The sequence below is a fragment of the Psychrobacter aquaticus CMS 56 genome, assembly GCF_000471625.1.
GTDB classification, from domain to species: domain Bacteria; phylum Pseudomonadota; class Gammaproteobacteria; order Pseudomonadales; family Moraxellaceae; genus Psychrobacter; species Psychrobacter aquaticus.
This window is the reverse complement of sequence record NZ_AUSW01000035.1, coordinates 281,413-306,113: the sequence shown is the minus strand read 5'-3', so window position 1 is coordinate 306,113 and position 24,701 is coordinate 281,413. Positions and strand designations below refer to the sequence as shown.

15 protein-coding genes are annotated in these 24,701 nt (G+C 42.9%); 9 read left to right on the top strand and 6 right to left on the bottom strand.

Annotated elements, in window-relative coordinates; translation table 11 throughout:
- The first annotated feature begins 27 nt into the window (after positions 1-27).
- The gene (locus M917_RS13040) at positions 28-666 is read left to right on the top strand and encodes a phosphoadenosine phosphosulfate reductase domain-containing protein (protein ID WP_021815346.1); all 639 of its coding nucleotides are present in this window, start codon (positions 28-30) and stop codon (positions 664-666) included.
- A gap of 265 nt (positions 667-931) precedes the next feature.
- Positions 932-1,882, top strand: coding sequence for an acetyltransferase (locus M917_RS13035; RefSeq protein WP_021815345.1), 951 nt, complete (start codon positions 932-934; stop codon positions 1,880-1,882).
- A 172-nt stretch (positions 1,883-2,054) separates the two neighbouring features.
- Here M917_RS13035 and M917_RS13805 read toward each other — a convergent pair whose 3' ends face one another.
- Together M917_RS13805 and M917_RS14075 are read right to left on the bottom strand one after the other, a co-directional pair.
- Positions 2,055-2,420 carry a hypothetical protein gene (locus tag M917_RS13805; RefSeq protein ID WP_051354290.1) on the bottom strand — a complete coding sequence of 122 codons (366 nt, stop codon included), beginning with the start codon at positions 2,418-2,420 and terminating at the stop codon, positions 2,055-2,057.
- 326 nt (positions 2,421-2,746) lie between these two features.
- Entirely contained in the window at positions 2,747-2,893 is a 147-nt protein-coding gene (locus M917_RS14075; RefSeq protein WP_021815343.1) for a PAAR domain-containing protein, read from the bottom strand.
- A gap of 219 nt (positions 2,894-3,112) precedes the next feature.
- Here M917_RS14075 and cysG point away from each other — a divergent pair, with 219 nt between their 5' ends.
- The 3 genes from cysG to M917_RS13010 all read left to right on the top strand — a co-directional run bounded on the left by cysG (position 3,113) and on the right by M917_RS13010 (position 10,479).
- The gene (cysG, locus tag M917_RS13020; protein WP_021815342.1) at positions 3,113-4,711 is read left to right on the top strand and encodes a siroheme synthase CysG; all 1,599 of its coding nucleotides are present in this window, start codon (positions 3,113-3,115) and stop codon (positions 4,709-4,711) included.
- A gap of 171 nt (positions 4,712-4,882) precedes the next feature.
- Complete coding sequence (locus M917_RS13015; protein WP_152513987.1) at positions 4,883-6,454, top strand: exonuclease SbcCD subunit D C-terminal domain-containing protein; 1,572 nt, start codon at positions 4,883-4,885, stop codon at positions 6,452-6,454.
- A 113-nt stretch (positions 6,455-6,567) separates the two neighbouring features.
- Positions 6,568-10,479 (top strand): AAA family ATPase, encoded by a 3,912-nt coding sequence (locus M917_RS13010; protein WP_021815340.1) that lies wholly within the window; start codon positions 6,568-6,570, stop codon positions 10,477-10,479.
- A gap of 143 nt (positions 10,480-10,622) precedes the next feature.
- Here M917_RS13010 and M917_RS13005 read toward each other — a convergent pair whose 3' ends face one another.
- On the bottom strand, positions 10,623-15,476 hold the full coding sequence (locus tag M917_RS13005; RefSeq protein WP_021815338.1) for an NAD-glutamate dehydrogenase: 4,854 nt from the start codon (positions 15,474-15,476) through the stop codon (positions 10,623-10,625).
- A 463-nt stretch (positions 15,477-15,939) separates the two neighbouring features.
- On the opposite strand from M917_RS13005, the gene purD reads away from it, so the two are divergent.
- Positions 15,940-17,268, top strand: a complete 1,329-nt coding sequence (gene purD / locus M917_RS13000) for a phosphoribosylamine--glycine ligase (protein WP_040642864.1) — start codon at positions 15,940-15,942, stop codon at positions 17,266-17,268.
- Positions 17,269-17,529: 261 nt separating this feature from the next.
- On the top strand, positions 17,530-18,924 hold the full coding sequence (locus M917_RS12995) for an ABC1 kinase family protein (RefSeq protein WP_021815336.1): 1,395 nt from the start codon (positions 17,530-17,532) through the stop codon (positions 18,922-18,924).
- A 136-nt stretch (positions 18,925-19,060) separates the two neighbouring features.
- Here the strand turns inward: M917_RS12995 and M917_RS12990 are convergent, their stop codons facing one another.
- A complete protein-coding gene (locus M917_RS12990; RefSeq protein ID WP_021815335.1) occupies positions 19,061-19,741 on the bottom strand; it encodes a class I SAM-dependent methyltransferase in 681 nt (226 codons plus the stop codon).
- A gap of 346 nt (positions 19,742-20,087) precedes the next feature.
- Between M917_RS12990 and M917_RS12985 the strand changes: the two genes are divergently transcribed.
- Both M917_RS12985 and M917_RS12980 read left to right on the top strand, forming a co-directional pair.
- Entirely contained in the window at positions 20,088-20,279 is a 192-nt protein-coding gene (locus tag M917_RS12985; protein ID WP_040642862.1) for a DNA gyrase inhibitor YacG, read from the top strand.
- A 38-nt stretch (positions 20,280-20,317) separates the two neighbouring features.
- Positions 20,318-21,499 carry an aspartate aminotransferase family protein gene (locus M917_RS12980; protein ID WP_021815333.1) on the top strand — a complete coding sequence of 394 codons (1,182 nt, stop codon included), beginning with the start codon at positions 20,318-20,320 and terminating at the stop codon, positions 21,497-21,499.
- Positions 21,500-21,614: 115 nt separating this feature from the next.
- Here the strand turns inward: M917_RS12980 and M917_RS12975 are convergent, their stop codons facing one another.
- Positions 21,615-22,514 carry a LysR family transcriptional regulator gene (locus M917_RS12975; protein WP_021815332.1) on the bottom strand — a complete coding sequence of 300 codons (900 nt, stop codon included), beginning with the start codon at positions 22,512-22,514 and terminating at the stop codon, positions 21,615-21,617.
- Between the two features lie 233 nt (positions 22,515-22,747).
- Positions 22,748-24,676: a DNA polymerase III subunit gamma/tau gene (dnaX, locus tag M917_RS12970; RefSeq protein WP_021815331.1), complete on the bottom strand. Its 1,929-nt coding sequence runs from the start codon at positions 24,674-24,676 to the stop codon at positions 22,748-22,750.
- Between the last annotated feature and the right edge of the window lie 25 nt (positions 24,677-24,701).

The following is a 24,701-nucleotide window of genomic DNA, read 5'->3' as shown; positions in this document are numbered from 1 at the left end:
ATATGAACCATTATTAAGGAATATATTATGAGCCAATTACACCCAAATCTAGATATCGATCAAGCCAACCAAGAACTACAAGGCAAGTCGCCAGAAGAAATCGTCGCGTGGGCATTGACTCAAGCAAAAAACCCAATTATCACCACCAATTTCCGCCCTTACGAGTCAGCGATATTGCATTTGGTCGCCAAGCAACGTCCTGACATTACCGTATTGTGGGTTGATTCAGGCTATAACACTGATGCCACCTATCAGTTTGCCAATAAGGTCATCCGTGATTTGAACTTAAACGTTGTCACGTACATTCCTAAGCAAACGGCTGCGCATCGTGATTCGACCATGAACGGTATCCCAGGTATCGACAATCCACAGCACGATGCGTTCACTGATCAGGTAAAACTTGAGCCATTCCGCCGTGCCTTAGATGAATTAAAGCCTGACGTTTGGTTTAATGCGATTCGCAAAGATCAAACAGAGTTCCGCCAAGGTCTTGACGTGCTTAGTTTGTCAAAAGATGGTGTCTTAAAAGTAGCGCCGTTGTTCGAAAAAACAGATGCTGATTTGGATATTTATCTTGAAGAGCATAACTTGCCAAATGAGTTTGATTACTTTGATCCAACTAAAGTAGAAGAAAGCCGTGAATGTGGTTTGCATACACAGTTGTAGACAAACACCGAGCAATCAACAGTTTTAAGAAAAAAGAAGCGCTGACATTAAAATCACCGCTTCTTTTTTGCATTTGGTATTGCCCATCTGATTTAAATAAGACATAAAAAGTAATATTTTCAAAAAATCAGAGATTACTTTTTACGTTTTATCGTATAACATTGAGTCACTTTATGGCTTATCTTCAAAACCTGCACGTCATTGACCCATTTTTTACGTTAAACAATGAATGATGTTGTCGCCTTCATCAATATGGATATCTGTTATGCGCTCTATAAAAAAAATCGATTCACTGTACGAAAAGCTTCATGATAAATTGCCTTCAGTAGGCAAAGCCGCCTCTTTTTTGACAGGCGCTGGTGTCCTCACTGCCAATAGTATGGCCGTTGGTCTACCCATCTGGACTTTGGGCGCTGCTAAAGTATTGACCGGATCAAAGCTCGCTGACGATGCCTTGGTTGAGATTACCAAATACTGGATTAATAGTAATAATGCCGTGATTGACCATGCGCTACCCCATAAAGACTGGCGCATCAACCTTCCTGAAGACCTTAGCGAAGACAAGCAATATCTGCTGGTCAGTAACCATCAGTCTTGGGTCGATACCAGTATTGTGCAATACATAAGCCAAGACAGGTTGCCTTTAACGCGGTTCTTTACTAAGTTTAATTTGATTTATATTCCCGTTATCGGCCAAGCCTTTTACTTCTTAGACTTCCCAATGATTAAGCGCTTTTCTCCCAAAGCGATGGCGAAGAACTCAGAACTTAAAAATAAAAATTTAATTGAGGCCAAGCGCGCGTGTCGTCAATTAAAAAACAAACCTTTTGCCTTACTTAACTATTTAGAAGGGACGCGTTTTACTGCAGAAAAACACGACAAGCAAGGCTCACCTTATCAGCATTTATTAAAACCACGGGCTGGCGGTTTGTCATTAGCGATTAATGCGCTGGGCGAGCAACTAGACTCGATCTTAGACGTTACTATCGTATATCCCGATGGCACTCCTGACTATGATGATTTGTGGAAAGGTAATATTCGTCGTTTGGGCGTCGATGTGACGCGTTTGAAGATTCCAGATGAACTATTTGCTGCGATTATGGATGGCGGTTATGACCGTGATGAAGCCACCAAAAAGATGATGTTTGATTGGTTAGAGAACATTTGGCAACAAAAAGATGCGCGTATTACTAAGATGCTGAGTGAGTTTGCATAACTTGTTGGTAGCGGTTAAATATTATTTATTTTCTTGAATAAGACATACACTATTTTGTCACTTTCACCTCAATTGTGTATGTCTTTTCAAAATTTTTACCAGAAAAATTCGTGCCGTAGGTGTTGCCTGATATATAAACGCTTAAAATTCATATTCATAATATGATGTCCATTTATTTACTGGGCATCACTTCAATCGTATATTTCTTTTCAAATTGTTTACCAGGGAAATTGGTTCCATATGTATCTCCTGCAATATAAATATAGATAGGATTTGATGTTGTAGGTGTGCCAGTAACGGTCAAAAGGTTATAGTCTTTATAGCCTCCCTCTGCAATACTTGGAATAATTATAAAATTAGCATCAGACACTTCAGAGTAAAAACCAACTCCAACCACCACACCGCCTGAAATATCTATATTCGTCTCATAAGGCTGATTTAGGTAAGCATCAGGCAATCTATCAGGCGATACTTTCACAGGATCGCTGCATCCTATTACTAACAAGCTTGACACAAATATTATATATTTTTTTATCATTTTATTTTCCAATCACAATCGCTTGAAAATGGTATTTTTGAAATTCTGCGAAACTCAAGTTCAATTTTATAGGTCTGGCTATTTCTCCCCATGTAAATAATTTTAGCTTGACAGTATCAGAGGATTTTATGTCAGTCCTTATAGGGATGCCGTCACTATTGCGTAGCTGGTCAGTCCACATTATCCAATGGTTAGGGAGATTAATAGTCGGTAAGTCTTGCCCTGAAATAAACCCAGAGTTCACCAAAGAGATGACGTGATAATTAGGATTACTCTGATAGCTGTTTATTTTTATGATGTTTGTTGGTCTATCTAGAACGAATGTTTCAACATGTCGATAGTTTGCATTTTTTACATATCACCTTATCGCCCATGCGAGCGACTTGAACGCCGTTGTGCGTGGTATGCGGTGAACCTGTAATGACCTTGCCGCCGTGAGTGGTCTTTGCACCCACGGTGATATAAGCTGCCATGGTCTTATCCTAAACTGCCTATTTTAAAACTGATACTATCATATAAAGTCATTAGCAAACAATTATCTATTTTTATAAATTTACTATTCCGTTTCTCAGCAAAAACTGTCATTATCATGTCAAAAACGAATATACTAATGCCAATTCACTACGTGAGCGTGCGCCTGTGATACCTCATAATGAGAATACATTTACATTGACTGAATAACTGGTGATGCTATGAACACCTTCCCGCTATTTTTTAAACTAGAAGATCGCAAAGTACTTATCGTGGGCGGCGGTGAAGTGGCGCTGCGTAAAGCTGATTTACTCAGCCGTGCAGGGGCTTGTATCACTATTCTTGCACCAGATATTAGTCATGAGATACAAGAGCTGTTAAGTGATAGCAAGCACGAACTGATTTATGAGAATTACGATAAAGCGCATATGTCAGGCTCGCGCGTTATCATTGCAGCGACCGATGATGAGACCCTAAACCATCAAATTCATGCCGACGCCACTGATCTAAATATTCCCGTAAACGTGGTCGATACCCCTCCTTTATGCGATTTTATTTTTCCAGCAATTATAGATCGCAATCCCATTGTGATTGGTATCTCATCCAATGGCAAAGCGCCTGTGCTCGCCCGTCTATTGCGGGCACGTCTTGAGACATTGATCCCGCAGGGTTATGGAAAATTGGCCAAGCTTGCTGGCGATTTTCGCGCTGAAGTGAAAGCCAAAATTCCGACTTTGACTGGACGTCGGCAGTTTTGGGAGCGCGCATTTGAAGGTCAAGTCAGTCAGCTGATGTTTGCTGGTAATGAAAAAGAAGCGGCCGCACAACTGCAAGCTGACTTAGATAGTACAGCGGCCGCCATTCACAAAAAAAATGACGCTGAACCAGTAGCAAAAGAAGCCACTACGATCAATCCTATAATGTCAGATGAGTCTATAGAAGAGACCTCGGCGGTGGGAGAGGTATATATTGTCGGTGCAGGCCCAGGCGATCCCGAGCTCCTCACTTTTAAAGCGCTGCGTTTGATGCAGCAAGCGGATATTGTTTATTATGATGCGCTGGTATCACCGCAAGTATTAGATCTATGCCGCCGTGACGCTGACAAAGTGTTTGTCGGCAAAAAACGCAGCAACCATACAGTGGCACAGCTTGGTATCAATGAATTATTGGTCAATAGTGCCAAAGAAGGTCGGCGTGTGGTACGCCTAAAAGGTGGCGATCCGTTCATCTTTGGCCGCGGCGGCGAAGAGATTGAAAGTCTGCGCGCACATGGCGTTCCTTATCAAGTCGTACCCGGTATCACTGCTGCTAATGCCGCTGCCAGCTATGCAGGAATCCCCCTAACCCACCGTGATCATTCGCAGTCAGTGCGCTTTGTCACTGGATTTTTGAAGGCGGGCGCACCGAATAACAACTTTAAGAGCTTTTTAAATACCGATGAGACAGTGGTGTTTTATATGGGGCTGCATTCGCTGCCACGTTTGATAGAAGGGTTGATTGACGCAGGGCGCAGTGCGGACACGCCCATCGCCATTGTCTCTAATGCCAGTATGCCAAACCAGCAAGTATTGACTGGAACGCTTGCAACCATTGTTGCTCAGCAAGAAGAGGCACAATTACCAACGCCTGCCCTACTTATTATGGGCGATGTGGTCAGTCTTCAGCACGATTTGTCTTGGTATAATCAGCACAATCAAAATAGTGATCACACAGCGGACAACTGGCTACGTGAAGGCGTTTTTGCTATCAATAAAGACAAAAAGACATCTACACGTCAGCAAGCCCATGCGCTGTCTATGGTTGCAAATCTTGCAGAGTAATAAGATAAGGTTTGAGACAGTAGGCTAGAAAACGTTTATCATTAATTTCAAGTATTTCCCAAAAGCCCTACCAGAATATTGGTAGGGCTTTTTTAATACGTTGCAACAGAGCAAACCGCTACAAATCTTGCTAGAATGACAGTCTTTTAATATATGTCATTAAGCGCACCTATGCCCACACCTACCGTCTTAAAATCCATGCCCACCAAAGCGTTAAACGTTTTGCACACATCCGACTGGCATTTGGGGCGAAGGCTTTACGGGCGACTGCGCTATGATGAATTTGCCGCATTTTTAAATTGGCTACAAGACACTATTAGCGCGCAGCATGTGGACGTATTAATCGTCGCTGGTGATGTCTTCGATACTATGACGCCAAGCAATAAAGCCCAAGCGCTGTATTATGAGTTTTTGGGTAAAGTGTCAAAATCATGCTGTCAACATGTGGTCATCGTGGCTGGCAATCATGATTCACCGACATTTTTGGATGCACCAAGCCATGTCCTAAAGTTTTTAAACGTTCATGTGATTGGTACTGCTTGTGAAGACTTAAACGATGAGGTATTGGTTTTAGATGATGTAAATGGTACGCCGCATTGCATCATTGCCGCTGTGCCCTACCTGCGTGACCGTGATGTACGTAGCAGTCAGGCTGGCGAGTCCGGTCAAATCAAAGATGCCAATGTCATTGCTGGTATCCGCGCGCACTATGACAAAGTTGCAGACATCGCCAAAGTGAAGCAAGTCGAATTAATCGAAGCACATCAACGTCATATTCCCATTATTGCCACAGGCCATCTATTCGCTGCTGGTGGTCAAACGACCGATGATGATGGGGTACGCGAGCTTTATGTTGGTTCACTTGGCAAGGTCTCAGCCGACATGTTTGATGCTGGTTTTGATTATGTGGCGCTTGGCCATTTACATGTTCCGCAGCGCGTGGGTGGTCGTGAGCACATTCGCTACTCAGGCTCACCCATTGCTATGGGCTTTGGTGAAGCGCGGCAGCAAAAACAAGTATTGCTCGTACAGTTTGGGGCAGCAGCGGACGTTTTTTTTGATAAAGAAGAAATAGCGTCAAACACAATCATTGAAAATGCTACAGCTGCAATTGTGCCGATGAAAGAAACAGCTAGAAAAGCTGTGAATCAAGCAACTGACTTTATGGATGATTTATTTGGTTTCGATGAGCCATTAGAAGATAGTGAATTGGCAAATATTGCTGCCAAAGAGAGCAATATCGATCAGCGTAATGAAGATATCCAATCAACTCCTACTGATTTGACTATTTCTAACAAGACTTCTAACAAAGTACTGCACCAAGATGGCTCGAATCAGATGCAAGTCACTTCCTTACCCATTCCAAAATTTCAACAATTGGCGCAAATATCTGGTGACTTAACAACGATTGCCCAAACCATTGACGCACTTACCAAAAATGAATCCATTTGGTTGGAGATTATTTATACAGGTGATGACGTTATTAGTGAGTTGCGTGAGCATATTCAAGCAATGATAGATGGGCTGCCGTGTGAAGTGTTAAAAATCAAAAATACGCGCACGTATAATAAAGTCCTTAATCAACAACAAAACTCTGAGACGCTACAAGACCTAGACGAGCAAGAAGTTTTTGAGCGGTGCTTGATGGCTCATAATGTCCCTGATGAACAAAAACCAACCTTACGAGATGCTTATGAGCAAATCGTTCATGGCTTGCATCACGAAGATAAACAGGCCGAATAATACAAGTTGCTTACAAACCGCTTACTCCGTTTTTCCATCATCATCAGCACCATTGCTACCATATGTTTCATAATTATTCTTCACAATAATTCTCATAAAAATAAGAGTTGCCCATGCGCTTAATTGAACTCAGACTCAAAAACCTCAACTCGCTAAAAGGTGAATGGCATATTGATTTTGCTGACACGGCTTTTACCAATGAAGGGATATTTGCAATCACAGGACAGACTGGGGCTGGCAAAACCACCATATTGGATGCTATTTGCTTGGCACTCTATAGCCAAACGCCAAGATTGGGTGATATCACTGGGTCGACAAATGAGATCATGACACAAGGCACAGGTGAATGTTCGGCAGAAGTCATCATTGAGATAGATGCCATACGTTATCAATGCTCATGGTATCAGCATCGCGCTCACAAAAAAGCCAAAGGCAACCTACTACCGATCAAGCATGAAATCAGTGAGGTGAAAACGGGTAAAATCTTGGAGGAAAAAAAATCCAAAACATCGGCCTATATCCAAGAGTTAATAGGTATGGATTTTAACCAATTTACTCGCTCCATCATGCTCGCACAGGGCAGTTTTGCCGCCTTTTTAAAATCAGATATTGGCGACAGAGCCGCCATTTTAGAAAAAATAACGGGTACAGACATCTATGCCAAAATCTCATTAAATGTTCATGAAAAAAAACGCACTGAGGAAGAAGTGCTTGGTCAATTGCAGGCGGGTGTGAATGGCTTATCCTTGTTAAACCTTGAAGACGAAACCCTATTATCAGCAGAGCTAGAAGACCTTAACGAGCAGCAAAGCAGGCAGCGCCAAACCTTTAATGCCTTGAGTGCGCAACTTCAATGGTTGGATAATGTGCAGCAGTTGCAGCAAAATCTCTTAACTTACCAGACCGAATTTTCAGCAGCACAGCAAGCACAGAAAACCTTTATTCCAGAAGCGCAGCGCTTAGAAGTGGCTAATAAAGCCTTAGAGATTGACAGCCAATTTCGAGAGCTTAGCTATAGCCGAGATACGGTCAAGAGAATGGGTCTTGAGCAGCAAGATTTACTTAATAAGATTCCAACTCAGCAAGAAGTACTGACACAAGCTTCAACCCATCTAGAGAATATCAATACCACTGCAAAGCAAGCCACGGACCGCCTCCAGACCACCTTGCCTGTCATTGCAAAGACACGTGCCTTGGATGCTGAGATAAAACAGCAATCCCATTCTTTAACCAACGATAATCAACGTAAAGACATATTAGTCAATAGTACGAAACGATTACGCCAAGAAATAGCTAGCCACCGGCAAAAAGAACAAGAAACAAAGGCTCAGCTTACCAGTATAGAAAAGTACTTTCGCGATCATCAAGAGCTAAACGATCTTGATAAAGATATGGAGAAATTTGATAACAGCTGTCGCCAATTAAAGATGCTGTTAGAAGATAATTCCAACCTAACGACCAACAAAATTGCCTATAGCAATCAAGCTCGCCAGCTACAGATTGATCTTGATAAATTATCTAAGCAGCAAGATGCAGAGAAGTTATTAATAACGCAGCAACGCGGGCAACTTGCCAGCCTACAGCAGCAGAAAGCCACACTCATTCAACATCAGCCCATTGCTAATATGCGTAGCGAGCAAGAGCAAATTGATCGAAGCTGTACTCAGATTGTGCAAGCCAATATAAAGTTAGAACAGCTGTTGGAGCGTACTAGCCAAATTGAATATATCAATGCAACGTTACCCAAACTGAACCAAGAGCTTAAGACTTTAGAAGATTTGATTGTCAGTCGCAAGATAGATATTGAAGACGCTAAGAGTAAACGACAAGAAAAAAACGATCATCTGAATTTACTGCAAAAGGTCGCTAAGCTTGAAGATTATATAGTAGAGCTAGAGGATGGGTCGCCCTGCCCACTTTGCGGTGCGCATGAGCATCCTTATGGTAAACAGCACCCGTTATTAGACAAAGATACCGACGCCAATGCTGCCCAAAAACAACCGTCTAAGACGCAATTAACTCAGCAACACATAGCTGAAATAAAAACCGTTATTGATAACCTTGAACAGGCTTTATCCAAACATCATATCGATCATGCCACCAAAAAAGAAGCCATCAAAAATCAACAGCAGCAGTTAGCGCCCTTACAGCAGCAATCTAAAATATTACACGCTGATATTCAGTCTTACTTCTCCTCGCTATTTGATACTGAGAATAGTTATTCTGAATTGACTATGGCGATTATCCATCCGCTTGCACAGATGAGCAGTGATATCAATACAACCGATATTAATATCAATCACTGTTTATCCTTATTAGACACCGTAAAACACAAACTGACTGAGCATAAACAGTCTCTTAAAACGATAGTGGTCAAATATGACAATCTAACTGAAAGTGCTGTAACACTCAGCACTAACATCGAAGCCGATGAAAGGCAGCAACAGCTACTTAGTCGTGACATTAATAATCTGACGACTGATATCAAGCTTAATACTCAAAAAATTGAAAGTGTCGAAGACAAGATCACCACTAATTTTTCTGAACTAATACCCATAACTACCAATATTTCATCTTTAGTGAGTAAATACCCAACGGATAAATATAAAAATTGTTTAACTATGGCGCTCAAATCGACAGACATTCAAGACGCATTGAAGCAACTGGATAATAGTTTTGATAAACAAACGGTAATAGACAGCGCAGACTATGACAGTCATATTGAAAAACTTCGTCAGCAGCGCAGCGTTTTGAATCAGCTAAAACAACAGTTTAATGAGCAGAAGAACAGCCAACAGCAATTCATAAATACTTTGAGCAGTCTGACGGCAAATATTGGTAGCAAGCAGACACAGCTCACCGATGATGAGACAGCGCTCACAGACTTAGAGGAGTTGATTGATAATAAAACAGATGACATCGAAAAACTAAAGACAAACAGAAAGGCGCTATTCGCAGATAAAGAGACAGACCACGAAGAAAACCAGTTACGTGGTGCTGCTGATGAAGCTAATGCCAAACAAGTCATAGCGCAAAGACAGCTAGATACTATACAACAGTCTCTCGCGCAGTTAAAGATTAGAGAACAACAGCTAGCCACAGAGCTAAAATCGGCGGCGGCTATACTACATACTCAGCAACACATCTTTACTGACTTACTGGTAGAGTCACATTTCGTAGATGAAGCCGCTTTTGTTAGTGCGCGTCTGCCTAAAGAAGCGCGTGAGGCACTACATATACGTAAACTGGCAATTGATAGCGCGCTACAACAGGCTAAGGTACAGTTAGACAATACCCAGCAAGCGTTAGAGCAAAAAATTGCCACACCTATGACAGATGAAGACCGAGAAACACTTGCTGGCAAGTACCATCAAATACAGACAGATATTGATGGGTTAAGTCAAAAAATCGGTGCGCTTGATCAAAAGCTCAAGGATAACGACAACCAAAAAGGACAACAGGCCACGCAGCTGATTGCGATTGATGAACAAAAACAAAAATTGCAAGTGTGGCAGCAATTACATACGTTAATCGGCTCAGCAGATGGCAAAAAATACCGTACCTTTGCACAAGGACTGACGTTTCAGGTCATGATCAAACATGCCAACAGCCAACTACAAAAAATGAGTGATCGCTATTTACTCATTCATGATGAAGACAGCCCGCTTGAGCTCAATGTCATTGATAATTATCAAGGCGGCGATGTTCGCAGTACCAAAAATCTATCAGGCGGTGAAGGTTTTATTATCAGCTTAGCGCTCGCACTCGGACTGTCACAGATGGCCAGCCATAATATTCGTGTGGACTCGCTATTTTTGGATGAAGGGTTTGGCACACTTGATGAAGAATCGCTTGATATTGCGCTTGATACCTTAACCAGCTTGCAACAAGAAGGAAAATTGATCGGCATCATCTCGCACGTACAGGCTTTAAAAGATCGTATTTTAACTCAAATAAAAGTAGAAAAAATCTCAGGCGGTTTCAGTCAGATTACTGGTCAAGGTTGCCAAAAAGTCATCAATTAAAACCTATGGTCGGTGAAAAGTGATATCGATACCACGCATACTGCTGGTGCGACTTTAAAGTATTTCAACATTTATGAATATAAAAAACCACCGTTAATCAATAACGGTGGTTTTTTTAAACGAATAAACTGATTTAATATATGTTACTTAGTGACCAGACCACTTAACTCACTCATCAATACTGAAAGAGTTGATAGCCCCACTTGAGTGTTTTCATTATTGCTATGAAGCTCATCAAGTTTGTGCATTTCTGCCTCTACTGACGCCAGCTGATCTAAATGGCGTGAGCGCCACTCGCTAAACGCTTGCTTCGCATCAGGTTTTGACAGTACCGCATCCATCAATAGGCGCAAGCTACGTGACAGCTCGTTCACTAAAGCATGGCGGGCACGGCGATCCCAATAATCTTGCTGCGGTAAAATGGCGATATGGTCCATCATCCAATCTAACTGCAATACTTGATAGGCCTCAAAGTATAGCGTTGCAATCTCATCGACAGGACGCGCATATTGCTCAGCCAAAAGAGCGGCATCTAGCGCATCGACATGATATGGCAGCATGGCAAACAAGGCAGCATCATTATTGGACAGATCATTTTGCATCAAGCTTGTGGTGTCTTCTTGCAAATACTGCGCAAATTGCTGTTCGATGAAACCGCCTGATTTGGTCAGTTTTTCGACACTATTGCCAAAGCGGCTAATCATATCAGCGACTTGGAGGTCTTGACCAAAGGCATTGATGAACCACACGACACCGCGCTCAAGCGCATCACGCAGACGTAGCTCAAGATTTAGCAGCAACTTGGCATCGACTTGATTGTCCAACGCTTCAAGCGTATTCCAAGCTTTTGATACATTAAAGACATCACGGCTAATGGCATAACCACGAACGATGGTTGCCAATGATTGATCGGTCTCTTCATAGAGACGGAACAGTGCTTCAATACCCAAACGGTTGACGACACTGTTGGTCAAATAAGTACTGATTATTTCACGATGCAAGCGGTGTTCAGTCATCTCATCAAAGAAGCGCGACGCCAGCTCATCAGGGAAGTATTTACGCAACTCGTTGATGAAATATGGGTCATCTGGTAAGTCGGATAATAGCAAGTTGTCATAAACCCACATTTTACCATAAGCCATGACAACGGCCAATTCAGGATTGGTCAGACCGGTATCTACTTTTTGACGTTTTGCAATTTCTTCATCTGATGGCAGATATTCGATCGCACGGTCAAGACGGCCTTCACTTTCTAACATTTGAATAAAACGTTGATGCTCGCTCAAATTTGCTGTTGCAAGGATATGGCTAAGCTCAAGCGCTTGCGGTTGTAGGTAGTTTTGGCGCAATACCAACTCTGCCACTGTATCGGTCATGCTCTCTAACAGCTCATTGCGCTGCTTTAGCGTCATATCCCCTTGCTCAACGACCTTGCCAAGTAGGATTTTGATATTGACTTCGTGATCTGAACAATTAACACCGCCTGAGTTGTCAATGGCATCGGTATAAATGCGGCCACCTGTTTGTGCGTATTCGATACGCCCTTGCTGGGTAAAGCCTAAGTTACCGCCTTCACCAACGATGGCAGCACGCAGCTCATTACCATTGATACGCAGCGCATCATTGGCACGGTCTCCAACATCAGCATGCGTTTCATTAACGCTTTTGACATAGGTGCCGATACCGCCATTCCAAAGCAGATCAACAGGTGCCCGTAGTAAGGCACTAATCAAATCGTTAGGCGTCAGGCTGTCTTCACTAATATCAAAAACGGCCTTCATCTCTGGGCTAATTATGATGGTTTTGTCTTGACGAGAGAATATACCACCGCCTTGGCTGATTAATGATTGCTCATAATCTTCCCACGATGAGCGCGGCATCTCAAACAAGCGGGCGCGCTCTGCATAAGAGCTAGCAGTATCTGGATTGGGGTCGATAAAAATATGTAGATGGTTAAAGGCTGCAACCAGCTTGGTATGGGTTGAGAGCAACATACCGTTGCCGAATACGTCGCCACTCATATCACCAATACCAACCACGGTAAAGTCATCACGGTTTTGGATATCCATACCGCGCATACGGAAGTGACGCTTGACAGACTCCCAACCACCGCGTGCCGTAATACCCATTGCCTTATGATCGTAGCCTACCGAGCCACCTGAAGCAAAGGCGTCATCCAGCCAAAAATTGTATTCGGCAGCCAATGCGTTGGCGATATCAGAAAAAGTCGCGGTGCCTTTGTCTGCAGCAACCACCAAATACGGATCGTCTTCATCATGGCGCACGGTGTTGGCTGGCGGGACAATGTTACCATCGATAATATTATCGGTAATATCAAGCATACCTCTTAAGAACGTCTGATAACAGGCGATACCTTCAGCTTGGAATACTTCACGGCCATCTGCCATAGTTTTATTTTTGACAATAAAGCCACCTTTTGAACCGACAGGGACAATGACCGCATTTTTGACCATCTGTGCTTTGACCAAACCCAGCACTTCGGTACGGAAATCTTCCATGCGATCCGACCAGCGCAGACCACCGCGAGCCACTTTGCCGCCTCGTAAATGCACCGCTTCAACACGTGGTGAATAGACAAATATCTCAAACATCGGCTTGGGCAATGGGAGATTTGGAATGTCTGCTGCCAAAAATTTAAATGACAAACGGTCTTTACGCTGACCATTTGCATCCGTTTGATAAAAGTTGGTGCGAATCATGGCGTTAATTAAGTCTAAATACCAACGCAAGATACGGTCTTCATCTAGGCTATCCACATCTGCGAGTGCTGCATTGATCTGTGCTTGAAACTGAGCGGTTTTTTCTTGGCGCTCATTCGTACTATATTTAGGATTCATACGTGCATCGAACAGACTACCCAGCGCTACACTGATATCGTTGTTTTTTACAACCGTTTGTTGAATATAGGTACTAGAGAATGGTGCTTTTGCTTGCATCATATAACGCGATAATGCCCGTAGCAACACCACATCATAAGTATCAAGATTGGTCGTCAATATTAGCTCATTGAAAGAATCGCTTTCGACCTGTCCTGCCCAAATCTGCTTAAGGCTGTCTTCAAACTGACCACGTACCACTTGCATATTGACAGTATCAACATGCTCTAGCGTCAGCTCATACTCTTGCATCCAGATAGGTTGCTCTGGTAGGTCGAACTCATAAGTCTGGGCTGAAATGACCGATACCCCAAAGTTTTCGAGGATTGGCAATACTTTGGATAAGATGACCGGTTGCTCACGACCATACAGTTTGAGGTGTAGCTGGTTTCTGGCATCACCCGTTGACTGATACAAATGCCAAATCATTGGCTGCTCTGCTGTCAGTTTGGCCAAGCGTTTGGTGTCTTCAACGGCAGTACGGGCATCAAAACTTTCTTGATAAGCGGCAGGAATATAGTTCAAAAAGCGACGGTTTAACGCATTGGCTTGCTGCTCACCCACATTATCGAGTAGCATTTTTTGATAGCTGTCACTCCATGATTGCATTAATGCAGACAACTTAGCTTCAAGCGCTTCTGTATTAACGTCATTCACTTGACCTGGCACCGTGCGTACATGCACATGGACGCGAGCGTGAGCAGATTCGTTGAACTCAGTCGTAAATCCTGATGATGTCCCACCATAAGCTTCTTTTAGGACGTTTTGTACCTTGATACGCAGCTCAGTGTTGAACTTATCGCGTGGAATATAGACCAAACACGAGACAAAACGCTGATAATGATCGACACGGCTGAACAGGCGCAGACTTTTCTTGTCTTGCAATTGGCTAATACCAGAAACGATAGGATACAGTTCCTCGACGCTGGCTTGAAATAAGTCATCACGTGGCAGTGTGTTAATCACATGCATCAATTTATGATGAGCATGACCATCACGTGGCAATTCTGCCATCATCATAATTTTATTGGCTTTGTCACGTAACAAAGGTATTTGTTGTACAGTAAGTTGATAGGCTTGTGACGTCAGTAAACCAATGAATCGATATTCACCGACCAGCTTGCCATTGTCATCAAACTTATGAATACCCAAAAAGTCCATATATACCGAGCGATGTATGGGTGATACACGGCTTGATTTCGAGAGCATCAGTACACGAGGCTCAGTCAATAACTGCTTTAATACTTTAGGCAACTGACTAAAGCTTGCTGACAACTTATCTTCTTCAGCACCACGCAACAAACCGAGACCGCTATTGCCAATGGCAAATAAATCCAAGTCGACAGGTTCAGCATTGGTTTTTACTTCGATAGACTGACCGCCTTCTAAACGGTATTCACGGTAACCCAAGAAGATAAAATGGTCGTCCAATATCCAATCTAAAAACGCTTGTATCTCTTGCTGTGAATAAAACACTTCTGGCAACGGCTTATTGGCCAGTTCAGCTTTGATATCAGTCAGCTGCGCACGCATTTGTTTCCAATCACCAACGACCGTATCTAGGGTATCGATTTTGGCCAGCAGCGTTTGTTGCAGCGTGTCCAAATTTTCATTATCTTGATACGCAATTTCGCAATGAATCAAAGACAAATGAGAGGTCGCACTTTCATGTGCGCCTTCGACATGCGTAATTTGTCTATTATCGTCACGCTTAACGCTAACAATGATGTTATAAGTACGGTGTACATCAATCCCTTCTGCTTCCAGACTCATTAGGATCGTGTCGACTAAAAATGGTCTGTCATAAGCCACGATTTGAATAACAGTATGCGAGCTATGAAAATGTTGCTCTTCTGCCTTTGGATTGAACACCGACAATTGCGGCTTGCTACCATCATAGGCTTTAAGGAGCGTAAAATGATGGAGTGCCATGCCTGCCAAGTCAGCATTGCTGATGGCTTTTGCTGTCTCTTGATGCAGCGGCTGATAATAGCTATGAATAAAATGGTCAAATAACGATTTGTCTTTTTGTACATAACTGGTAGCAATATCGCTTATTTGGCTGATGCGCTCTTTTGCGATACTGAGGGAGTTTGGCATGTCCTTCGTCCTTTTTTACAAGTTTGGTTTGTCATTTATTTATTTGAGTTTATTAATCGGTATTACCTACTCACACCGCATCAATATATTAAATGTTATTTATGAGGCGAAGCAGTCTATCCATTCATGCAAATTATTCTAATTTTTCTTGGTTTTTTAAGTTTTTCTCCTTGTTTTACTCTTATATTTTAGGAATATTTAGCAATCAGGATTTAACACCATTAATCTAGTGAAGTTTAACGCACATGGGCCGCCAGCTAAAGCGTACAACATCATTTCATGAATCAGCAACACTTCGATAACATTTGCTAATGAGACATGCCGACGTTTTGACGTTTTATTGGGGATTCATAGCTAGCAAGTGGATACTCATGGCAATCGGTACACACTTTTTGTTAGAATATGCCGATGTACTGAAAAGTGTGTGAATAACTCATTATTAACTTTAAGGGTCAGATGTATGATGAATATTTTGGTGATTGGTTCAGGTGGTCGCGAACACGCACTAGCATGGCAATGTGCAAAAGATAACAATGTAAAAAATATCTACGTCGCGCCGGGTAATGCAGGCACTGCCCTTGAACCTAAATGCCAAAACGTTGTTTTAGAAACAAGCGATGATGCTAACGAACACAGTGCGGTCATCGAATTTTGTCAAAACAACGCTATTGATATGGTCATCGTTGGTCCAGAAGCGCCGTTAGTTACTGGCATCATCAATGCTTGCCGTGATGCTGGTATCAAAGCATGGGGGCCAACGGCATATTGTGCGCAGTTAGAAGGCTCAAAAACATTTGCCAAAGAATTTATGGAAAAGAATAATATTCCAACGGCGGCTTACCAAGGTTTTACGGATGCTGATGCTGCCAAAGCTTATATCGATGAGCAAGGCGCCCCAATCGTTATCAAAGCAGATGGACTCGCCGCAGGTAAAGGCGTCATCGTTGCCGAAACTATCGAACAGGCGCATGAAGCAATAGATGACATGCTTGCGGACAATAAATTCGGTGATGCTGGTAGCCGTGTGGTGATTGAGCAGTTTTTGCAAGGGGAAGAAGCCAGCTTTATTTGTATGATCGATGGCGAAAACATTTTACCAATGGCAACCAGCCAAGATCACAAACGTGCATTTGAAGGTGATACAGGCCCGAACACAGGCGGCATGGGCGCATACTCTCCTGCTCCAGTCGTGACGCAAGCAGTCCATGACAAGGTGATGACCCAAGTTATCCAGCCAGTGGTTGATGCGATGAAAGAGGCTGGTCACCCTTATACTGGGTTTTTGTATGCAGGTTTGATGATTGATAAAGCAGGCGACCCTTATGTGATTGAATTCAATTGCCGTTTTGGCGACCCAGAAACACAGCCTATTTTGATGCGTTTGCAATCTTCGATGGTTGATTTGGTCACCCAAGGGCTGGCAGGTCAATTGCCTAGTGATGCTAAATGGGATACGCGCCCAGCTCTAGGTATCGTTGTTGCCTCAAAGGGTTATCCAGAAACCTCATCAAAAGGTGATGTGATCGCTGGCTTGCCAGAACTTGAAAACTCTAACTCCAATGCCGTTAAAGTATTCCACGCTGGCACTGCATTTTCTGACAGTGATGCTGTAGATAATGAAAAAGAAGTGATAACCAATGGCGGACGTGTATTGTGTGTCACCGCGTTGGCAGATAGTATCTTGGATGCTCAACAAGCCGCATTAGCCGTCACAGGGGCGATTAGTTTTGATGGTGCGCAGTATCGTCGCGATATTGGTCATCATGCCATCGCTCGTGAAAATGCTAAATAAACTATTAGCAGTCAGTCGATAAATTATTTGGGCTGATTTATATCCTTGTTCTTATTCGACCTAGCCTTATGCTAGGTCTTATTTTTATCATCATTATTTACAATCATACTTCAGCTTACAAAGTCACAGCCATCGTTCAGCTAAGGCTCATCAACCAAATGTGCTTTATATGGTACAATTTTGTACCTGTGCATCACATCTCCCTTGTATTGTAGGTTTCGAACCCACACATCAATAGCAACTGGATGAATGATTATATTTATGGCAAATGATACGTCTAAACCTGTTAGCAATAAGCAATCAATTGATAATTTAAAAACCTCAGGATTTGAGCGTCGAATGTCGATTGCCAAAACTTCCTTAAATATTGGTCGCCGTTGGGCGGGCAATAGTGTGTCTGGTATGTTCTTAAATAAAGAAGCGCGTACAGCACGTAACCAAATATTTATGGAAGCACAGGCCAATTATCTTGCGTCAGAGCTTGGTAAGTTAAAAGGTTCGGTCGTTAAAATTGGTCAAATGCTGGCGATCTATGGTGAGCATATATTGCCACCCGAAATCACACGTGCGCTGCAGACGCTGAATGATGATACAGCGACCTTATCATGGCCAACGATGGAACTCACATTACGTCAGTTGTTGGGTGATAAGTTAAATGATCTTGACGTTGACCCTACTCCTATTGGAACCGCTTCTCTCGCCCAAGTCCACCGTGCTACAGTCATCGCAACTGGTGAACAAGTCGTATTGAAGATCCAATATCCGGGTGTGGCAGATGCGATCAACTCAGACCTTGCTTTATTTAAGCAACTATTAAAAGTGAGTAATATCGTTCCGCAAACCCGCTCACTCGATGCGTGGTTTGAAGAGATACGCGACCTCCTACATCACGAGGTTGATTACGAAGCGGAAGCCGCGACGACAGAACGCTTCTATGAACGTTTAATCAATGATCCACGTTATATAGTTCCTAAAATTAACCGTACTTATTCTACAAAACGTCTACTGTGCATGTCTTATGAGCCAGGTATTACGGTGATCTCTGATGCGCTGCAATTGCTGCCTCATGAGCGCCGTAATGCTATCGGTCAAGCGGCCATTGAAATCATGATGCAAGAGATTTTTGTGTGGGGTGAGATGCAGACGGATCCAAATTTTGGTAATTATTTGGTTCGTGTGAGTGATAATGAAGACGATATCGACAAATTAGTATTGTTAGATTTTGGTGCTATTCGTGAGTTTGATAATCATCTGTTAACTATCGCTCATGGCTTATTAAAAGCGGGTTATCGCCATGACCATCAAGCAATGATGTTGGCAATGACTGGTTATGATTTTTTCGATAGTATGAGTGACAAGGTACGTTTTGATATTGCTTCGTTGTTTCTATTGGCTACGGAGCCTTTTAGTGACCCTGCAATAAACCCTGATATTCCTGCTGATTGTTTGGATGAGAACAATCGTTATATTTGGGCAAACAGTAAGCTGCACTCGCGCCTTTCTACCAAAGCCACACGAGCGATGCAATCTTTTGAATTTAATCTCCCACCAAAAGAGTTTATGTTTATCAGCCGTAAGTTCATTGGCGCTTATACTTTTTTGACGGTTTTAGACGCATATACGAATTCTAATAAGTTGGTAAAGCCGTACTTATAATGCAGATGGCTACCGATTTTTTGACCGCTCTTTTAGGAGCGGTTTTTATAGTTTATCTTTTGTCTGCTTAGGCTATTTTATATATAATAACATTAGGTATTAGTATATGACGTGATTATTTTTATATAATAAGTACTTAGGCTATTTTTTGATTAACAGCATCAACCTGCCAATCGTCAAATCTTGTTTTATAACCTTCCGGTTTTTGCATGCACAGCTCCCAACAGGTCTCGCCGCGTGCTAAATACTTAACCTCAAAGTGCGTACGTTGGCTGTCATCAATGACTTGATAGCGCTCATTAGGTAATGACCATGTATCAGTTGCTTGCTGCTCAGCGTTGTCCATATATGCTTCGATATTGGTTACTAGCGTCACTTCCCCGCCTACTTGTAAGCGTGATAATAGGAATTCAAAAAAAGGCATATTCAACCATTGTTGGTTTGGGTTGTGCTGTTCGGGATTGGGATAAAGAATAAAAATTTTCGCCACACTATTAGGCGCGATCGCATGAACGATCCAAGCGATTGCATCAGCATGGATAGCATCCAAATTTGATGCGTTTTGCATCGTTGCCAATTTTGCAAAAGCCTCAAACTTATTGCGCGTACGCTCAATCGCAATCAAATGCTTATCTGCGTTTTGTGCTGCAAAGCTAAGCGCATGCTTGCCCTTCCCTGCACCAACCTCTAATATCAAAGGCACATTGTCTTTATTTTCACCAATTATGTTTGGAACCAAAAAATCACGCGGTGGCGATAGTTTGTCTGGTCGAAATGCTCGCGCTTGTTGATGCGTAAGCTCGATATTGTCAGTCATCTACTGTCCTTAGGGTATTTGTCTTTTGTCATTATTCGGCCACATGCTATTATATAGACAATCGATTTCGATAGTAATAAGCGATCACGCGCAACCCGCTACTATAGTCTATAGTCAAACCACAATAGAAATGGTGCATACGTGAATTGTGTTCTACTGGTATAAATTTTTTTCGCTGGCTGTTCGCAAACGTGACAGATGCTTCATAAAATTTACACCAGCAGAACTTTAACCTCTTTAAAATGGATCAACTATATTAATTGTAACGTAGATAGAGACATACAAGCCGCCATTCGCTGATGATACCAATTGTTCAAGCAACCTCAAGGATATGCTCACCTTTATTATGAATGACTCTACTTCCAAGACCTCACCCAAGACTTACCCTTGTCCACGTTGCGGTACGCAAACGGCATGGCAAGACAATAAATACAAGCCATTTTGTAGTAGTCAATGCAAACTGATTGACTTAGGTGCATGGGCAAATGAAGATTACACCTTACCTGCAGAAACCACGCCCTTCTCTGACGAACTATAACCCCTACTTTTCAATCTACCACACCAAGGATATTTTATATGTCTGCTACTTACCTGATGCCCACTTATAACCGTCAACCAATCAGCTTTACGCGTGGTTCAGGCAGTTGGCTGTACACCAAAGACGAAACCCCTTACCTAGATGCATTGACCGGCATTGCGGTGTGTGGACTGGGGCATTGCCATCCACAAGTGACTGACGCCATTCAGCAGCAAGCGGCGACCTTAGTACATACGAGTAATCTATTTGGCATCGATTGGCAAGAGCGTGCTGGAGAAATACTCTGTACTTCTGCCCAAATGGATAGCGTGTTTTTTGCCAATAGTGGTGCTGAAGCAAACGAAGCGGCGTTAAAACTCGCTCGTCTGTATGCCCATAAACAAGGTTTTAAACGTCCTAAAGTCATTGTTATGGAACAGTCATTTCACGGTCGTACATTACTGTCATTATCAGCCACTGCCAATCCGAAAGCGCGTGAAGGATTTTATACCTTAGATGATGACTTTATCCGTGTACCTTTTGGTGACATTGCCGTGATTAAGCAAGCTGCGCAAGATCATGACGATATTTGTGCCATCTTTGTAGAGCCTATTCAAGGTGAAGGTGGCCTCAATACGGCTGCCAATGGTTTTACTTATCTTGAAGAATTACAAGCAGAATGTGAGGCGCATAATTGGCTATTTATGCTGGATGAGGTACAAACAGGCAATGGACGTACAGGTAAATATTTTGCTTATCAGCACAGCAAGGCGCGCCCTGATGTATTGACGACAGCCAAAGGCTTAGGTAACGGCTTTCCAATCGGTGCTTGTATGGTACGTGGCCGCGCAAATGGCTTATTCGGTGCTGGCAGTCACGGCTCTACTTATGGGGGTACGCCACTCGCCAGTCGCGTGGTACATAGCGTCTATGACGTGCTAGCAAACAGTGACATCATGGACAATGCCGTCACTGAAGGGCTATTCATCCGTGAGACCATAGTTGATGCATTAGGGCAATATGGTGTGAGTAGCCGCGGTGCTGGCATGATGATTGGTATCTCATTACCTGAAAACATGGATTGTAGCCAGCTGGTAGATCGTGCGCGTGATGAACAAAAACTCATCATCAACATCACTGGTGGTCATGTTGTACGCTTATTACCGCCGCTTAATATGAGCCGTGATGAAAGCACACAAGTGGCTGAACGTTTGATCGATTTATTAAAACCGTCTTTTTAGAACATATCTTGAGAGTCAGCCATTCTTAAGCTAAAAAAGCCGATAGATATACATTATCTATCGGCTTTTTGCTTGGTGCTAATTAACTGTTATCAGCCTGTCATCAAATCACTATTTAGTTCGCATGAAAATATTTTTTTAATACTTCTAAACAGCGAGTGATTTTGGCTGGCTGTTGTTCGCGATTTAAGGTAACCGCGTAGAGCACAAAGCTTGGCAGCTGATAACCAGTCAATACTTCGACCAAATCGCCACTTTCAAGCTCCTTTTTGATATCCATCTCCATCATTCTAACCAAACCATGACCTTCTTTGGCCAATGTCGTAGCCATAAAGACGTTATTGGTATAAATGCGCGAATTCATTTTGGTGCGGGTTTTTTTACCCGTTTCTGTTTGAACCAAATCAATCTGGTTGGCGTCTTTCATGATTTCAATACAAATCAGTTGATGATCGGCCAAATCTTTGGGCGTTTGCAGCTTGGTATGCTGACGTAAATACTGCGGTGAGGCGACAAGCATCTGACGCACATCCGTCAATGGATGATTGCTTAGATTAGAGTCATTAATAGTAGGACTCATACGAATGGCGATGTCGATGCGTTCATCAATCATATCAATATAATGATTGTCCGCCAAATAAGTGATACTGAGATCATCATGAGCCGCCATCCATGTAGAGAGTGCTGGCAAAATATGATTGACACCAAGCTCGGGCGTGGTCGCCACGCGCAAACTGCCCGCTAGCTCGTCACGCAACTGATTGACCTTAATTCGACCTTGCTCGGCAGCACTGACCACATCTTTGGCGGCCTCATAAAAGCTCTCACCAGCTTCTGTTAAGCTCAGCTTACGAGTTGAGCGATGCAATAGCACCACGCCCAGCTCATTCTCTAATGAACGAATTTGTTGACTCACTGCACTTGTTGTAATACCAAGCTCACGAGCAGAGCCGCTGAAAGAACCATGTCCAACCACACTGGCGAACACAGCCATACCGCGTAAATTATCTAACATATTCTCACCTAAGCTACGTTTTAATTTTTAATATAACTTAACCATTATAACGGATTTTAAATACCTCATTGATATTAAATACTTTGCTATGATTGGGATAGACTTATTTTACCTATAATAAAAGCAAAAATATCAAGGCGATGGTAACAGATCACCTTGATATTCTATATGAGGATTGTGTCTAATAACTATATATACTTTTAAATAGTTTTAACAAAAATCTTTTTGATTGTTTAATACAACTGAATCTTACCCATTTTCCCTTCGCCGCGCTCAGTCAGATATTGCATCACTGGCGTATTAAGCAGCTTGGATTCTGCCACAGTTTTGGCCTGTACCAAACGTTTTTGTTGGCGGCGTTCAGGTGTTTTATCATCAGCTTGCATAACACTACCATCAATTTTTAGGTCAATTTCTGCTTGCATAAATTGCTGTTGTAACTTTGCTGCTAATTGTTGAAAAGTAACTTGCAGATGCCGACTGTCCACACTTGTAATAAAAGTGGCTTTACCATTACACAGGCCTGTCATCATACCTTGACGCGCCAGCGCCAATTCATCTTGAGCAAGCACATCGGCTTCACGCGCCGTTTGTAGCCAATAATCCCATTTCTCTGGTGTCCACTCACCTATCAACTCTTGAGGAGGACAACGCAGTAAAGTACGGGGATCATCAGATTCTGATAATAATTGAGAATCATTTACATCAGGCTCAACAATCGGTTCAGGCTCAACAATCGGTTCAGGCTCAACAATCGGTTCAGGCTCAACAATCGGTTCAGGCTCAACAATCGGTTCAGGCTCAACAATCGGTTCAGGCTCAACAATCGGTTCAGGCTCTTGGCCATAAATCTCATCTATGCTTGACTCATTATCATCATAGTTGGTGTTTTTCAACACTTCACTGCTTTGTACTTGATAATCGACATCATAAGGCTGTAATGGTGGCACTGAAGCCAGATGTGCCTGAACGTTTGCAGGCTGCGGCGCAGAAGGCGTATGTTCTATCGCTGGTGTTTTTTCAGATGAACCAGAATGCTCATAAGTAGGGCTGAGCACTTCGTCTACAGGTAGTGGACGAAAGGCCAATAAGCGCAAAATACACATTTCGAGCGCTTGCATTGGCGTACTGGCCAGCTTAACGCCCTCTCGGGCTTGCACAACAATCTCATAATAGAGCTGTAATACATCAGGGCTGATATGCTGTGCAAGCGCATTGATATCTTGTGCCTGTGCCTCATTCACATTAAGGGCAACGTCAGGTAATAATTGAGTCAAAGCCAATTGATGTAATAGCTCAGCGAGTCCATCAAACATACTGGTGGCATCGACCATCTGCGCACGCATTTGCTCAATATGAGCGGCGACGGCAGATTTGTCATGGTTATAAATATCTGTAATTAAACGCACCAAATCCGCGGCATCAATCAGTCCAAGCATCGCATTAACAGTGGCATCATCTAGCGCCCCTTGACCAAAAGCGATGGCTTGATCGGTCAATGACAAGGCATCACGTACCGAGCCTTTTGCCGCACTCGCTAACTGCCAAAGCGCGGGCTGTGTGTACGCGACGTGCTCTTGGGTAAGGATGTTTGCTAAATGCTCGCTGAGTAGCGTTTGCGGCAGCGGGCGCAGCACAAATTGCAAACAGCGAGATATAATGGTAATCGGTAATTTCTGTGGGTCAGTCGTCGCGAGCAGAAACTTCACATGCTCCGGCGGCTCTTCTAGCGTTTTAAGTAGCGCGTTAAAACTATGCGTCGACAGCATATGCACTTCATCAATGAGATATACCTTATAACGCCCTTGGCTTGGCGCATAAGGAACGTTGTCTAGCAGCTCACGCGTGTCTTCAACCTTAGTACGAGAGGCGGCATCAATTTCAATAAGATCAATAAAACGCCCTTGATCGATAGCCACACAGTTATCACACACACCGCAAGGCGTGCTGGTAATACCCGTATCGCAGTTCAAACATTTAGATAAAATACGCGCAATCGTCGTTTTACCCACACCGCGCGTACCAGTAAAAAGGTAGGCATGATGCAGACGATTATAATCAATCGCATTGATCAGCGCTTGCGAGACGTGCGTTTGTCCAATCAACTCATGAAAGTTTTTGGGACGGTACTTGCGAGCCAAAACTTGATATTGCTGCGACATAGCTATCCATTGTGCCAAGTAGTTA

Bases quoted from the DNA above. Each gene is read 5' to 3' on its own strand.
- M917_RS13040 (WP_021815346.1), top strand. From the start codon at position 28: ATGAGCCAATTACACCCAAATCTAGATATCGATCAAGCCAACCAAGAA.
- M917_RS13035 (WP_021815345.1), top strand. From the start codon at position 932: ATGCGCTCTATAAAAAAAATCGATTCACTGTACGAAAAGCTTCATGAT.
- M917_RS13805 (WP_051354290.1), bottom strand. From the start codon at position 2,420: ATGATAAAAAAATATATAATATTTGTGTCAAGCTTGTTAGTAATAGGA.
- M917_RS14075 (WP_021815343.1), bottom strand. From the start codon at position 2,893: ATGGCAGCTTATATCACCGTGGGTGCAAAGACCACTCACGGCGGCAAG.
- cysG (WP_021815342.1), top strand. From the start codon at position 3,113: ATGAACACCTTCCCGCTATTTTTTAAACTAGAAGATCGCAAAGTACTT.
- M917_RS13015 (WP_152513987.1), top strand. From the start codon at position 4,883: ATGCCCACACCTACCGTCTTAAAATCCATGCCCACCAAAGCGTTAAAC.
- M917_RS13010 (WP_021815340.1), top strand. From the start codon at position 6,568: ATGCGCTTAATTGAACTCAGACTCAAAAACCTCAACTCGCTAAAAGGT.
- M917_RS13005 (WP_021815338.1), bottom strand. From the start codon at position 15,476: ATGCCAAACTCCCTCAGTATCGCAAAAGAGCGCATCAGCCAAATAAGC.
- purD (WP_040642864.1), top strand. From the start codon at position 15,940: ATGAATATTTTGGTGATTGGTTCAGGTGGTCGCGAACACGCACTAGCA.
- M917_RS12995 (WP_021815336.1), top strand. From the start codon at position 17,530: ATGGCAAATGATACGTCTAAACCTGTTAGCAATAAGCAATCAATTGAT.
- M917_RS12990 (WP_021815335.1), bottom strand. From the start codon at position 19,741: ATGACTGACAATATCGAGCTTACGCATCAACAAGCGCGAGCATTTCGA.
- M917_RS12985 (WP_040642862.1), top strand. From the start codon at position 20,088: ATGAATGACTCTACTTCCAAGACCTCACCCAAGACTTACCCTTGTCCA.
- M917_RS12980 (WP_021815333.1), top strand. From the start codon at position 20,318: ATGTCTGCTACTTACCTGATGCCCACTTATAACCGTCAACCAATCAGC.
- M917_RS12975 (WP_021815332.1), bottom strand. From the start codon at position 22,514: ATGTTAGATAATTTACGCGGTATGGCTGTGTTCGCCAGTGTGGTTGGA.
- dnaX (WP_021815331.1), bottom strand. From the start codon at position 24,676: ATGTCGCAGCAATATCAAGTTTTGGCTCGCAAGTACCGTCCCAAAAAC.